We start from the raw sequence: 14,060 nt of genomic DNA on the forward strand, positions 1-14,060 counted from the left end.
ATATTTCACTTAAGCCAAGGAGGGCTACTTACTTGTGGCAGATATTACAAGAGCCGTTCCCTTCATCGATGCCGTAAATATCATCAATATCTTCAGGTGAGGACTTTATGGGTCTCAATGGATTAATTGGAATATTATTACGTAGCCGTGCCCGCCGACTCTCGTATTCCGTCTTTATCGCCGCTATACGCTCTGGATTCTCCAAATCAGTCAGAGATTCACCTTTTGACCAAGTAAAGGGTGACCCATGCTCTAAAGCATCCTTCTCTAATGCCTTAGCCTCTTCATAGGCTTCTGGGTGCCTTTCCCGAAGACGAACCCATTCAATCTTCTGCTGGAAGAAGCAAAATGTGCAGCCACTGCGAGATCGCCATTCGTAATATTTTGGATATCCAATTCCTGAGTTTTCTAAAATATCTATCACAGCGGCCTTATTAATTCCAGCCTCACGAAATGGCATCTTCACTAATAGGTTGTTTGCTTTAGAAGAATAACCTTCGCGATACTCTTCGTCTGAACGAATAGCAACATAGGACGTAACCATATCCCCAGCAACAAGCCATGGCTTCACCCATTGCTCAAATGGTGCAAGCTTTAGCTGACGGGTGCACCAACGTGTCTGAGGGCTAGGTAGGAAATTGTTGTACTGACGAAGCCAGAATCGAAAGTCCCTGCCTGGATTCAACCTGATAATCGGTTTACCCAAATACCCCTCAAGTTTCCCTAGGAACTCTTCAACCTCGGGCAGTTCTTCTCCGGTATCGGTGAAAAAATAGTCTATTTCAAGCTCTGGATGGTGGTCACGCATATAGACCGCCAATGCGGCACTGTCCTTCCCCCCAGATATCCCAAGAACATGTCGTTCAATCATGGTTTGGTTCCTTCTCACCTAAGGCTAGTTTCATCCCGACCTTGGCTAGGATTGCTAATAATACCTCTGTTTTTAAACCATCACTTTCCAACATTGACGTGATTTCTTCCGCTTTTCTTTCAATGGTTTGACGATATTGTTCGGGTATAGCGAAAGAACGTGAAATCGTCTTGGTATCCGAGCCGGCACCGATCACTACTGCGATCGCTTCACTATGGGGCTCACGACCTTGCACGGATACAAACGCTTCTGTTTCACGGAATCGGTGTGCAAATTTTGCAAGCTCAAGATATGCCGCATCAATATGTCTATCTACCCAATCACGTGGGGGTTTTTCCGCCGCAAGGCTAAGAATGCTTTCCAGCGATGTTGGGCTCCCATCAAAATTTGCCAACCGTGTCGCAAATGCGTCGAGTCTAAGATCACCTGATACACCAGAAACCGAACGGGCACGTACACGTAATGCTTCCAGATCGCAATCGCTGGCATCAAGAGCTTCCAGCATTTTATCTCCAGCTGCCGTAAGCATCTTGTCATAAGCACTTGCTAGCTCTTGTAAGGGCTCACGTAGAGCATTTACATATATTTCGCCATTCGATGTATTGAGCAGAGAGGGCAAGTCGACGAATAGAACTCTGTGCGGATCGCTTGCCTTTAAAAGCATATCTCTTATTGCTTTAGCTGTATCACTCAAACGTTGAGAACGACGAGTCCACTCTGGTAGATTGAATACCATAGCGACAAGGCCTCGCGCAGCTTCTAGCGGTTCAGCGGCACCTGAGCCTTCACCGATCTCCGCCAGCAACCTTGAAATCCCTTCAAGAAGGCGACTTTTGTCTTCATCGATCGCAACCCAACGTAGCGAGAAGCGAGTAGGGTCCTGGAGACACTCATCGATATCGAAATCAGAGAATCGTGGTATAAACATACCGTCCTTGTAAACAGCGATATTAGCTTTGTGCGCCAATATAAACGCGGTGAATACAACAGGTAGGATGCCTTGTTTCAAGCCATATGGAGGAGCATTCCACAAATTGTAAATATTGTGGGCTCCTACCTGAATGCTTGTATCCGAAAATAAAGATCTGGTTGCCTTCCAAATCGATACAAAGTCATTGGCAACACCATTCCTAGGAGGCATAAACTGCCATGAGCCAGAATCGCATTGTCGATGCAGCTTTGTTCTTTTTAGTAGTGCCTCGTAAAGACCGCGTTCAGCGGGAAATCCTTCAAACCCAAGAGCGGCTTGGTTTTCTGCACTAACCATCGCATGCAGCAAGTTCCGACGAGCCTTCACACTGCTGCTCGATAAAGTATCTCTGTTGACGAGTTCACTAAAAATCGGAAGGGAATTGTTGAACAAATTCTCTGCAAGTTCTGAGGCTATTGGTGAGAGCTTCAATCCATACCTAAAGGTGGATGTCTGCTTCTCTCCGTCATACCAAGATGTCAGAGACACTGCTGTTTGGAGTTGTTCCTCTAAATTAGCCCTTACTGCAGCCAAACGAGCATTAACTTCTCTCCTAGCGACGGGATCACCGGAAAGTTCATGCCGTTTCTTGACCTGCTCTAAAGCTAAAATTTCAGAGGAGAGTTCAGTTATACGAGAGTGGTTACTAGGAATCCCCACAATTACGGGCCAAGGCCTAAGCTTGGCGCAACCTTGTACTCGTTGGATTGCTTCATCAATGCTCATACCCAGGCTTGGTAAGGCAAGAATGAATAGCCCAAATTCACCCCTGTTGGGTGTAAAACTAGACGCAATTTTCTCTGTCTGCTCAATACTGGATAGTCTCAGATCCATCCAGCGCATGGTTCCCGTTGCATGGTAGTGGCGTTTGGCAACCACTGGTCTGAGGCCCATAAGTTTGCTGAGCTGCGTGTAATCAATGCCTGATGAGGTAACAAGAGCTTGTTTGATTGCTGCGTCAATATCAAAGTCACTACCCTCAAAGACAGACCAAGAACTGGTATAGCTTTTATAGAGGGCTACTTGGATCTCAGAAAGTTTTTGCAGTGCAGCTTCAAGCTCTTCATGCGTCGTATCATGGAATAGTGAGCTGATAATGGCTGAGTCAGCAGCTAGGCCTGAACCATTGCGAAATAAATCAATGACAGCAATATTCTTGAGCAGCGTTACTATTAACGGGTCATTCGTCCTGGCTTCTGCTCGTTCAATGGCTTCTACAGCTTGCGACCAACGATGTCCATCAGGGGATGCGAGAATAGCTGGTTCCAAGTTTGAACGCAGATAGTCCCAGTAATCACTCGGACGATACCAAGTTCCTTTTTTGACAGGGGTTGAATTAAGGTATGAGCGGAAGCCGTGAGCTTCAACTGATGACAAGAAGCCAAAAGTGCTTCTCTCATTCTGCCCAAATTGTCTTTTGGAAATTGGCCCCATGAGAGCCGCCATAGCAGGGTGAAGCGGCCAGCATTTGGCTAGAGCCTTGGCGAAATCTTGCCCCACAGCGGGACGGCGTAAGCGAATCGCATCAGCGATGACTTTGGATGCGCTATCCATCCAGTCAGGATTTAACTTAGTTTCAATTGCTCGGCCAATAAGTTCCACTACCTCATCGCTGGCAGTTACGAATGGCAAGTCAACATAGCGGCCTTGTACTTTCGCCCAATCTTCACGAGTGTCGAGGCCGAGTCTGGCGGAATATTGAACAAATGATTGGTGTAGCACACCAATAACAATTAACCGACCTTCTGTGCGTGCTGCTGCCTCAGCAAGTTCTTGGAAAAAATAAACATCATCTCCGGCCCCAAGTGCAGAGGCCTCCAAGAACTTACCCATCTCATCAATAATAACTAGCACACCATCGTGTGGTCTATTTTTAGACTCTTTGAGTAATTCGGCAATGAGCGTTTGGGAGTTGAGTTGGTTATTTTTATCGTCTGGTTTGCACTGAGCTTTTTTTAGCGCAGTGGATATGCCTGACAAGACACTGCCGCGTCGGCCAACTACCGGTATGATTAGCCATCCATCTCGAACAGGGAATGACTCGTCGAATGTGGACTGAGAGTCCAGGCGCAAAACTTCGCGTGCCTTTGCTCGCAAATTTTTATCAGCATGCAACGAACTAGCCAATGTAATTGCGAGGGAGCTTTTCCCCCCCCCAAAAGGGCCAGTCCAAGTGAAGCTGCGTTGGTTGGTGTTGGAGAGTTGCTTGCACATCCCGTCAACCACCAACTCCGCAGTTGTATGACATATGTAGCTAGATAACGCATCTATTCTGCCAATGTCGGTATCCACTCGAATAGAACGCTGGTATTGACGCGAAATCTGGACAAATTCCGACAGAGTTTGTTGCTTATTGTCACTCATAGGCGCGCCTAACCATGTTTTCGATGTCTTCCTGTGATAAGCCTTTACGGTGGACTTGCCTTAAACCGGCGGAATCTGTCCATTCAAGTTTTGAGCCTGTGAAATCTGAGAGAGCGATCAACCGTTGGGCTATCGACTCTTCATCGAGCTTAAAGACCCGACCTGGTGAGCCTTCTGCGTAAGCGATGGTTTCAAATGCCAGAGAACTCAGGCCTGCCGCTTTGCGCTCCCAGAAATCGACAAGTGCATATGCGAAAATACCATCGTGTAGAGAGGCTTTAGGGCCTCGCCGGAAGGCGTATTGGCCATTGTATACCTCTTGCAACAACCCCAATTCACTTAAGAGTGGTTCTGCAAAATCTTCAGGTGTTCCACCTGTTGAGCGAGGGGCGTAGCTACGAATGCATGTATCTAAGTCACGAGAGATCGTTGCGGTTGATAGGCGATGACTGGGGTCAAGCTCACGGGCGAACTTTACCAAAGGCTCTTCAAGCTCTTGGCGATTGAAGGTTGGAGAGGTTACATGGTTAAACAGCCAATGCCATGTCGTCGAACGAAAGCATCTGCCCGCAAGCTGCCAATGGACGAGCCAAGCTGTTGAGGGGTTTTCTGCATAGGGGTCAAGCCCTTGATCTATAAGAATCTCTCTGGCTAAGCAGTTAACGCGGTAACCATCGTCAACCTCGAACATGACCCCGCACGCTAGGGCCCAATGTCGAATAGAGGCAACCATGTTCTTCCCAACGCCAAACGCAGCAATAGCTGAGTCATCAGTAAATGTTGACTTAGGTATAAGAGCTCCATCTGTCGCTTGATCGAACACTTTCTTTAGCCACATTTGACGCAGGGGAAAAGTTTCGTGGCCAGAGAAATGAGAGAGACTTGTTCGGCGAGATTTCTGTATCGATTTCATGTTCATGATCATACATCCGAACTGGTGACCTTCACCAGTTCAAAGTTTGCTGTGTTTATATACAGTATATTGGTTTTTTTCCTGACTATCTATAGTGGGCACAGGGAGAATGGGGGCAAACCACAATGCTAAGTGCCCATATCAGAATGTGGCGTTGGCTGGTAGGAGCCATAGGTAATCGGTAATGGATATTGAACAGATAGAGCGTCGACTACGGCAGCTTGTTGAGCAGATTTCTGAACTGGAGCTAGAGAAAAAGCACCTGGAAATGCAGCGTACCCAGTTTGTTCGTCCAGCTGTGGCGCCACAATCGTGCACACCTCTTACCTCAGAGCAGAAGATTGCCCTGTTTGCCGAACGTTTCGTCGGAAGAGCCGATGTATTTGCTACTCGCTGGGAGAGTAAGGCTGGCAAGTCCGGTTACTCGGTGGCTTGCGCGAATGAGTGGAAACCTGGTGTCTGCTTAAAACCACAAATCAAATGTGGTGACTGTCAGCAACGCAAGTTTTTACCGGTGCTCGACCAAACACTGCGTGCCCACTTGACAGGAAAGTGCACCGTCGGGATCTACCCATTGTTGCCTGGTGACATGTGCCGCTTTCTGGCCGCCGACTTTGATAAATCAGATTGGCAACCTACCGTAGCTGCCCTGAGAGAAGTTTGTGGGGAGCTGGGAGTTCCCTGTTTGGTCGAGCGATCTCGCTCCGGTAACGGTGCCCATGTATGGATTTTCTTTTCGGAGTTAGTGTCGGCACAAAGGGCGCGCTTATTGGGCGCGGGTCTCCTCGATAAAGCGATGGAACGCTATCCAAAACTTGGATTCGACTCTTATGACCGTCTATTTCCTAATCAGGACCATATGCCTGCCGGGGGATTTGGGAACTTGATTGCTTTGCCATTGCAATATGGCCCCAGGCAAAACGGCAACAGCACCTTTATTGATGCTGATTTTAATGAGGAGGTTGATCCTTGGCTGACATTGATGCAAACCAACACGATGACCAGTGCAGAGATTGAGGTCATCATCGAGCAATTTGGTTGTGAACTGGCGCATTCGGAGCATGCTGCCTCATCAGAAACACCTTGGGAAGCAAGGCTGCCGGTGGAGAATGGCCGTATTGCTGGTTGCCCTAGCAAAGTCGAGTTGGTTTTGGCCAACATGATCCATGTTCCAACAGCCTCATTACCTTCGCAGCTTCTTGCGCGGCTAAAGCGTCTGGCGACATTCTCCAATCCTCAGTTCTTCAAAATACAGGCCCTGCGATTTTCAACCGCAGGGATCCCTCGCCACATCTGTTGTGCGAGGATGGAGGAAAACTACTTGAGTTTACCGCGAGGAACGCAGGATGCGCTGCTGGAGTTGCTGGCAGAACAAGGCATTACCACTGAGCTGCGTGATGAGCGGACTGAAGGAACGCCATTGAAAGAGGTCCGCTTCCTGGGTTCTTTGCGTAAAGAGCAGCAGTTGGCTGTGAATGCGCTGGCAGAGCAGAATGTTGGGATCCTCCATGCGCCGACGGCATTTGGGAAAACCATCACGGCGATAGGAATGATCGCCAAGCGTCGGGTCAATACTTTGGTATTGGTACATACCAAGGAGCTGGTGTTGCAGTGGCAGGAGCGGCTTCAGTCATTTCTGGCTGATGTGGAGATTGGTGTCGTTTACGGGGGACGGGCAAAGCCAACTGGCCAAATCGATGTGGCAACATATCAAAGCTTGTTGGCTCGCACTGACAATACCATCAAGCCGTTTGCATTTGAATATGGTCAAGTCATTGTAGATGAGTGCCATCACTTGTCGGCTCCCCGGTACGAACATCTACTGAGTGAGCTCAGCCCTCGTTATGTCATGGGGGTGACGGCAACTCCCCAGCGTCAGGATGGGCACCAACCGATCATCTTTATGCAGGCCGGTCCTATCTGTTTTCGCGCGAAAGCACAGGAACAGGCAGATTTTGAGAAGACGCTGTATCGCTGTGTAGTCAACACAACTCCACCGGCGGCGTTGATGGACAAGGAGCACAAGCCACATATTTCCGCAGTCTTTAAATGGCTGATTGAGGATGAGGTGAGAACAGACCGGATCGTGTCGGACATTGTACGCAGCATTCAGGTGGGACGGAGCCCTATCGTGCTGACAGAGCGTCGTCGCCATGCAGAAGATCTGAGCAAGCGCCTTGAAGTATTGGGTTACCAGATTTCAACATTAAAAGGTGGTATGAAGGCATCGCAGATGCGGGAAGAGAAAGAGCGTTTGGGGAAGGCCGATGCGGTTATCGCTACTGGTAAGTACGTCGGTGAGGGGTTCGACTTACCACGCTTGGACACGCTGTTTTTAGTGCTGCCAATCTCCTGGAAAGGAACCTTGGCACAATACGTCGGACGGATCCATCGAGTGAGTGATGGTAAAGCCGAGGTTCAAGTGCATGACTACATCGATATTGGGCATCCCATGCTGGAGAGGATGTTCAGCCGTCGAGCCAAGGGCTATGCTGCGATGGGCTATCGCTTTGAGGATGTGGATCCTGATTCGTCTAGTCAGGGTGTCATTGAGGGGCTTTGATAAAACATTATAAATTTATCAAACTTTATTATCGCATCAATATGCAATGATGTTCATGGCTGAGCTTAAAATTATCAAACTTCTCATTCGAAATAGCTTAAAAAGCAACCAAAAACAGCGATTTTTTTATCAAAGTTTATTATCCTCCCACAAAAGAGCCGCAATGCGGCTCTTTTTGTTTGGTTATCTGGCGGAGTGGCCGCTATGACAGCCGCAGGTTGGTGATGGTCACGTCGTCCAGCGAAGGCACTATGATGCCGCTGGAGATGCTCTTGGCGATCGCCTGGTTGCGGTTCTTCGAGTCGGTCTTGTTGGTGACCTGGTTGAGGTGAAAGTTGACTGTGCGTTCGCTGATGCCGAGTATGGTGGCGATCTCCCAGGAGGTCTTGCCCTCACTGGCCCAGAACAGGCACTCCTTCTCCCGATCCGACAGCTCAGTGAGGTGCTTCATCAAATCCGGTCTGCTCTTTATCAGCTGCAACGCCGAATTGAAGATGTAGCTGGCGCAGAACGACAGCAAGGGAACGTTTTCAAACATCAGATCGGAATTGGATTTTTCCTTGCTGATGAAAGAGAGGATGCCGTGTTCCCCCTGCGGCGTATGCAGCGGGAAGGAGACGCCGTTTCTCACGCCGAAATCGGCGGCCAGATTCATGACTTCCCGGCTGGCGCTGGGTAGCCAGGGTGAGTCGCAGTCGAGCTTGTTCCAAAAGATGGGCTGGGTCTGCTTCAGGCCCAGGAACACCACTGGATCCTGGGTCAGGTAGTGCCGTTCGCTGTAGGCTTCGAACCAGCTGGTGGGGCAGTTGTTGAACAGTGCCACATGGGATTTCTGCATGCTGATGGGGAAAATAATCAGCAGACGGAAGTAATCAAAGCCCATTTGATGACTGAAGCGCTCCAGTTGCTGCTGGATCTCGCTGGTCTTCTTGGCCTTGGTGAATCGATCGATGTGTTCCCAGATCGCATCGTTAAACATGTACATCTCCTTTTTCGATCCCTATCACATTGATCGAAAAGATATTTTTTATTTATTGATTTGGTGTTGTGACTACCAACGCCAGTGACTCCCGTGCTTGCTTAAAAATTATCCTGTTTTTTCCACCGAAGGCCAAGAAAATCATCTGATTGCCACTGACCCCACTCTTTGAGACAATGAGAATAGTTATCATTGTTAAGATTTATATCATGAACAAGTTTTGGGGTTTGGCCTTGTTGCCATTGTCAGTCCACTTCGCTGCCAGCGCCGACGATCTGGTCGCGCCTGCACTGAAGAACAGCATAGCCGCCGGGAAAGTCTCCCAGCAGCGTGTGGAAAAAGCCGCCGATGCGGCCGTTGCCGCCAGACTGGAGCTGCAAAATGCGCAGCTGCAACTGCGTGATCTGGAAGCCTACAACCGCTACATGCAGTCTTTGGTGGCCGATCAGCAGAATGAGCTGGGCAAGTTGAGCCAGCAGCTGGAGGCGGTGCAAGAGACCCGGCAGGGCCTGATCCCGCTGATGCTGCAGATGCAAGCCGATCTGGAACAGCTGGTGCAAGATGATCTGCCGCTGCGCAAAGAAGATCGCCTGGCACGGGTTGAACAGCTGAAAGCGACGTTGGCCAGAGCCGATGTGAGCGAAGCGGAGAAATTCCGTCAGCTGCTGCAGGCCTATCAGATTGAAGCCGAATACGGCAGCCGGATGGACAGTTATTCCGCCGAGCTGGCGCTGGATGGTGCGCAGCGCCGGGTCGACGTGCTGGCGCTGGGCCGTGTCTCCCTGCTGGCCATGACAGCCGATCGCAGTCAGGCATGGCGGTGGTCTACGGAAGCAAAGCAGTGGCAAGCCCTCGACAGTCAGTGGCTCTCCCCCATCGCCGATGCACTGGAGATGGCCACCGACAAGAAAGTCCCGCAATTGCTTCATGTGCCCCTGTCGGTCAGCCGTAGCCAGGAGGCTCAGTCATGAAATGGTTCCCCCTCGTTATCGCCCTCTCCCTGGGTGCCAATGTGGCTGTCGCCGATGAGGCCTGGCAGCAGCAGGAGCAGGCTCGCGAACAGCAGGCTCAGCAGGATCTGGCGACCGTCTCCAAAGAGCTCAACAGTGCCCGCGCCAAACTGGCCGAGGCGCAGCGTCTGAGCAAGGAGCTGGCCAGCCAGTTCGCCAGCAATGAAAAGCAGCTGGTCGAGCTCAACGGTCAGTGGGAGCAAGCCTCCGGCGACATGAATGACATTTTTGCCGTGACCCGTCAGGGCGCCAGCGATGCGGTCAAGCTGCTGGCCGAATCTGCGGTCGAGGGTCAATATCCCGATCGCCTCGCCCCGTTGAAAGCCATGGCGCAGGAGAAGCAGGTACCGGATCGCGCCGCCCTCGCCCTGTTGCCTGCGACTCTGCTGCAAGAGATCCGCGAGTCTGGCCGGATTGCCCAATTCGACGGCAAGGTGCTCGATGCCCAGGGCGCTGCCAGCGAGCAGTCGCTGACCCGGGTCGGCAGCTTTGCCCTGTTTGGTGGTGACGGTTTCCTGCAGCCCACTGCCGAGGGGTTGAGCCCTGTGCTGGGTCTGCCCGGTGGTGTGCTCTCCGAGGTCGCGGCCTATCAGGGTCAGGAGGGAGAAACTCTGCCGCTGGATCCTTCCCACGGCACCCTGCTGGATATGCTGGCACAGGCGCCTACTTTCTGGCAGCAAGTTCAACAGGGTGGGCAGGTGGGCGCCATCATAGTGCTGCTGGCCGCCATCGGTCTGGGGATCGCAGCAGTGCGGTTGTGGAGCCTCTCCCGCGAGCTGACTCTGGTGCGTCGCCAGCTCAAGAGCGGCGAATATCACGCCGACAATGCCCTTGGTCGGGTGCTGACGGTCGCGGAGCAGCATCCCGAGCTGAGCATGGAAACCCTCGAGCTGCGTCTTGATGAGGCCATCCTGCAGGAGACGCCCCGCATGGAGCGCGGCATAGGAATGGTCAAGGTGATCGCGGCCATCGCTCCCATGCTGGGTCTGCTCGGCACTGTGACCGGCATGATCGGCACCTTCCAGGCCATCACCCAGTTTGGTACCGGCGATCCCAAGATCATGGCGGGCGGCATCTCAATGGCGCTGATCACCACGGTTCAGGGGCTGGTGGCCGCCATTCCGCTGATCCTGGCTCACAGCCTGCTGCAGTCCCGCTTCACCGAGCTCTCCAATGTGCTGGAGCAGCAAGTCGCCGGCATCCTGGCCGAGCGCGCCGAGAGCAATAACAACGGGATGGAGCGGGCAGCATGATGCTCGACATCTGGCAACAGTTGCAGAGCTTCATGGGGCGTGGCGGCCCCGTGCTCTGGGTCATTCTGGCCCTGCTGGTGCTGATGTGGATTCTGATGATCGAGCGGCTGCTCTACCTCAATCTGGGCTTTGGTCCCTTGCAGCAACAGCTGCTTGGCCGCTGGCAGGCGCGCAGTGAGCGCCACAGCTGGCATGCCAGGGCCATTCGTGGTCGCTGGCTGGCGCAGGCCGAGCTTGAGCTCAACCGTCATCTGATCTTCATCCGCACCCTGGTGGTGCTCTGCCCCATGCTGGGCCTGCTCGGTACAGTGACCGGCATGATAGGCGTATTCGATGCGTTGGCCGCGGCCAACCGCTTTAACCCGGAGAGCATGGCGGGCGGTATTTCTCGCGCCACCATCCCCACCATGGCAGGCATGGTGGTGGCCCTCTCCGGCGTCTTGTTACTCAGCCGACTCGAGAGCCAGGCCAAGCGTGCGCTGGCCAAGACCCGGGACGGCCTGCGAGAAGAGAAGGTAATGCAATGAGACGGCAATCCAAACGTCAGCGTGACGAAGTGCAGATCGACATGACTCCCATGCTGGATATCGTGTTCATCATGCTGATCTTCTTTATTGTCACCACCTCCTTTGTGCGTGAAGCCGGGCTTGAGGTGCATCGGCCCCAGGCCAGTCAGGCCAAGGCGCAGAAATCCTCCAGCATCATGCTGGCGATAGGTGCCCAGGGTCAGATCTTCCTCGACCGCAAGCAGATAGACGTGGAGCGGGTACAGGCCAGTATTGCCCGCCTGTTGGCGGAACAGCCCGATGCCAGCCTGGTGATCCAGGCCGACGAGCGGGTACCGCACGGCAAGGTAGTACGGGTGATGGATGAGGCCAAGGCGGCGGGCATTGCCAATATTGCCGTGGCGGTGGCACCGAAATGAAATACAAGTTGATGAGTCTGGGACTGGGAATTGCCCTCAGTCTGGGGATCCTGCTGTTCATGGCTACTCTGGTTGAGCCTCCCAAGGGGGAGAAGGTGGCGAGTGAGCAAAAATCCATCGTCATCAACATGCAGAATGAAGTGACAGAGGTGCAGGTGCGTGAGCGCCCGGTACCGCAAGAGCCTGAACCCCTGCCGGAACCTCCCGCCGCACTGGCGTCGACTCCCATGCCGTTGCCGGCTGCAGCGCCGCTGCCTTCGGTGCAACCTAGCCTGGATCTGGTATCCAGCCTCAGTGCTGTGCAGGTCTATGCCCCCGGTGTGGCGACCAGCACGGCTCCCGTACTGAGCGGCAACTTTCATGGTCAGCAGCAAGGCGCCGGTGTTGGCGCCGGCGATATGTTGATGCCGCTGCAACGGATCGAACCTGTTTACCCCTATCGCGCCCAGCAGGCGGGGATCGAAGGCGCCGTGACCCTGCGCTTCAGCGTCGATGCTGAAGGGCGAGTACAGGATGTGGAAGTGATCGAGGCCAAGCCCAAGCGTCAGTTCGAGCGGGCGGCCATTCAGGCGATCAACAAGTGGCGTTATCAACCAAGACCGGGTGCTGCCGACAAGCTGGTGCAAGTCATCACGCTCAAATTCAAACTGGAGTCATAACTATGTTGCGGATCTGGATCTGTCTGCTGGCCTTGGTCAGCCAAGCCTGTCTGGCCATGGAGGTCAGCCCTCACTTCTCCCGCCAGCTTGAACCCGTGATGAAGCTCTATCAGTCCGGCCAGTGGCAACAGGCTCAGAGCAAGGTGTCTGTACTCAAGCCAAACACCGATGCCGAGCGCGCCTGGCTGGCCCAGTTGCAGGCTTCGCTGGCCGCCAATTTGCAGCAAACCGCCCAGGCAAGCCGCTATGTGGAGCAGGCGCTCACCTATAAAGAGTGGCCCGAGCAACAACAACTCCAGCTGCTGCGCCTGCGTGGCGATATCCAGGCCCAGCAATCCAACTGGTCTGGCGCCATCGCAAGCTACAAGGCGGCACTGGCGATCAAACCCGACGATGCCTTGCGCCTTCGTCTTGCCGGCCTCTATTACCACAACAAACAGTATGGCGAGGCCGCCAGTCAGAGCGAACAACTGTTGAAAAAGGGCTGGCAGAAGCAGGCAGCCATCATTCGCCTCTCTGCCCTTACTGCCTTGCAGCGCTACGGGGTGGCAGCCGATCAGGCCGCCGAGCTGATCCGCCATGAGCCGAAAGAGAGCAAATGGTGGCAACAGGCGGTTTCGCTCAACCTCTCTGCCAAGCGTGGTGATCAAGCGCTGGCTCTGTTGCAGACAGCCATCGATAGAAAATTGATGGACGATGCCGCCGCCCGCAATCAGTTGATCCGCCTTTATGCCTGGCAGGGGCTGCCTTATCGTGGTGCTCGTCTGCTGGAAGCGGCCATGGCCAAGGGACAGATGAAGCAAAGTGCCGAAAACCAGCAGTTGCTGGCCCAGTTGTGGGAGGGCGCTCGTGAATGGCCAAAAGCGGTTGATAACTGGCAGTTGCTCGCCAAACAGCATGCTCAGCCCAAAGCGGCCATGCGTGCAGCCGAACTGCTGCTTCAACAAGGCAAGACGGAAGCCGCTATGACCCAGCTTGCTGCCATCAAGTCAGTGAAAGGCGAACAGGGTAATAGAGCCAAGGCGTTGCTGGTGCAGGCATACCTTAATAAGGAGCAATATACCCAGGCGCTGAAACTGGCCCGTGAACTGCAACAGCAGGATAACTGGCAACAGCGGGCAACCAGCTGGGTCAACTATATTCAGGCCCAAAGCGAAGAGTTGAGCAAAAAATCGGCGTAAATAGAGGCTTATGTCTTGGTTTCAGGGGGTTCAGCCTGCTTTTTCAGCAAACGAACGCATTTTTGCAAAAAGCCCTTGTCATCCCGGGGCGGCTCCCTATAATGCGCCCCTACCAGCACGGCGGAACACGCCGAACTGATGAGCCAGCTTCCTTGCGAAGCCGGCGCCGAAAGAAAAGCGAAAACAACCGCTTGACTTTCGAAGTGTGGAGCGTAATATACGCCTCCTCAACGCGACAAGCGTGACGCTCTTTAACAATTTGAATCAAGCAATCTGTGTGGGCACTCACAGCATCGAACATCAAACAATTTTGTTGATTTTCAATGTCTGGTGAAGTGACCAAGACGATTTCTTAGCAATAAGAAGTCGAAC

At 52.8% G+C, this 14,060-nt stretch carries 11 protein-coding genes; 7 read left to right on the forward strand and 4 right to left on the reverse strand.

Annotated features, from left to right (window positions below; all coding sequences use genetic code 11):
• Positions 1-28: 28 nt before the first annotated feature.
• Genes GWQ29_RS15890 through GWQ29_RS15900 form a run of 3 tightly spaced genes read right to left on the reverse strand, consistent with a single transcriptional unit; the run spans position 29 to position 5,124 of the window.
• The gene (locus GWQ29_RS15890; RefSeq protein ID WP_275919819.1) at positions 29-871 is read right to left on the reverse strand and encodes a phosphoadenosine phosphosulfate reductase family protein; all 843 of its coding nucleotides are present in this window, start codon (positions 869-871) and stop codon (positions 29-31) included.
• Positions 864-4,205, reverse strand: coding sequence for a hypothetical protein (locus tag GWQ29_RS15895; protein ID WP_275919820.1), 3,342 nt, complete (start codon positions 4,203-4,205; stop codon positions 864-866). Before GWQ29_RS15895 ends, GWQ29_RS15890 begins: the two co-directional genes overlap by 8 nt.
• Positions 4,198-5,124 (reverse strand): DUF4007 family protein, encoded by a 927-nt coding sequence (locus GWQ29_RS15900; protein WP_275919821.1) that lies wholly within the window; start codon positions 5,122-5,124, stop codon positions 4,198-4,200. The genes GWQ29_RS15895 and GWQ29_RS15900 overlap by 8 nt, the downstream gene beginning before the upstream one ends.
• Positions 5,125-5,302: 178 nt before the next feature.
• Here GWQ29_RS15900 and GWQ29_RS15905 point away from each other — a divergent pair, with 178 nt between their 5' ends.
• On the forward strand, positions 5,303-7,681 hold the full coding sequence (locus GWQ29_RS15905; protein ID WP_275919822.1) for a DEAD/DEAH box helicase: 2,379 nt from the start codon (positions 5,303-5,305) through the stop codon (positions 7,679-7,681).
• Between the two features lie 202 nt (positions 7,682-7,883).
• Here the strand turns inward: GWQ29_RS15905 and GWQ29_RS15910 are convergent, their stop codons facing one another.
• The gene (locus GWQ29_RS15910) at positions 7,884-8,660 is read right to left on the reverse strand and encodes a LuxR family transcriptional regulator (protein ID WP_005321862.1); all 777 of its coding nucleotides are present in this window, start codon (positions 8,658-8,660) and stop codon (positions 7,884-7,886) included.
• 209 nt (positions 8,661-8,869) lie between these two features.
• Here GWQ29_RS15910 and GWQ29_RS15915 point away from each other — a divergent pair, with 209 nt between their 5' ends.
• Genes GWQ29_RS15915 through GWQ29_RS15940 form a run of 6 tightly spaced genes read left to right on the forward strand, consistent with a single transcriptional unit; the run spans position 8,870 to position 13,688 of the window.
• Entirely contained in the window at positions 8,870-9,631 is a 762-nt protein-coding gene (locus GWQ29_RS15915; protein WP_058395565.1) for a DUF3450 domain-containing protein, read from the forward strand.
• The gene (locus GWQ29_RS15920) at positions 9,628-10,923 is read left to right on the forward strand and encodes a MotA/TolQ/ExbB proton channel family protein (RefSeq protein WP_275919823.1); all 1,296 of its coding nucleotides are present in this window, start codon (positions 9,628-9,630) and stop codon (positions 10,921-10,923) included. The genes GWQ29_RS15915 and GWQ29_RS15920 overlap by 4 nt, the downstream gene beginning before the upstream one ends.
• Positions 10,920-11,450: a MotA/TolQ/ExbB proton channel family protein gene (locus tag GWQ29_RS15925; protein WP_005321870.1), complete on the forward strand. Its 531-nt coding sequence runs from the start codon at positions 10,920-10,922 to the stop codon at positions 11,448-11,450. Before GWQ29_RS15920 ends, GWQ29_RS15925 begins: the two co-directional genes overlap by 4 nt.
• The gene (locus GWQ29_RS15930; RefSeq protein ID WP_005321875.1) at positions 11,447-11,848 is read left to right on the forward strand and encodes a biopolymer transporter ExbD; all 402 of its coding nucleotides are present in this window, start codon (positions 11,447-11,449) and stop codon (positions 11,846-11,848) included. Before GWQ29_RS15925 ends, GWQ29_RS15930 begins: the two co-directional genes overlap by 4 nt.
• Positions 11,845-12,507: an energy transducer TonB gene (locus GWQ29_RS15935; protein WP_005321877.1), complete on the forward strand. Its 663-nt coding sequence runs from the start codon at positions 11,845-11,847 to the stop codon at positions 12,505-12,507. Before GWQ29_RS15930 ends, GWQ29_RS15935 begins: the two co-directional genes overlap by 4 nt.
• Before the next feature lie 2 nt (positions 12,508-12,509).
• Positions 12,510-13,688 carry a hypothetical protein gene (locus tag GWQ29_RS15940; RefSeq protein ID WP_275919824.1) on the forward strand — a complete coding sequence of 393 codons (1,179 nt, stop codon included), beginning with the start codon at positions 12,510-12,512 and terminating at the stop codon, positions 13,686-13,688.
• The last annotated feature ends 372 nt before the right edge of the window (positions 13,689-14,060 follow it).

This window comes from Aeromonas sp. 2HA2 (genome assembly GCF_029237345.1).
Taxonomy (GTDB): domain Bacteria; phylum Pseudomonadota; class Gammaproteobacteria; order Enterobacterales; family Aeromonadaceae; genus Aeromonas; species Aeromonas salmonicida.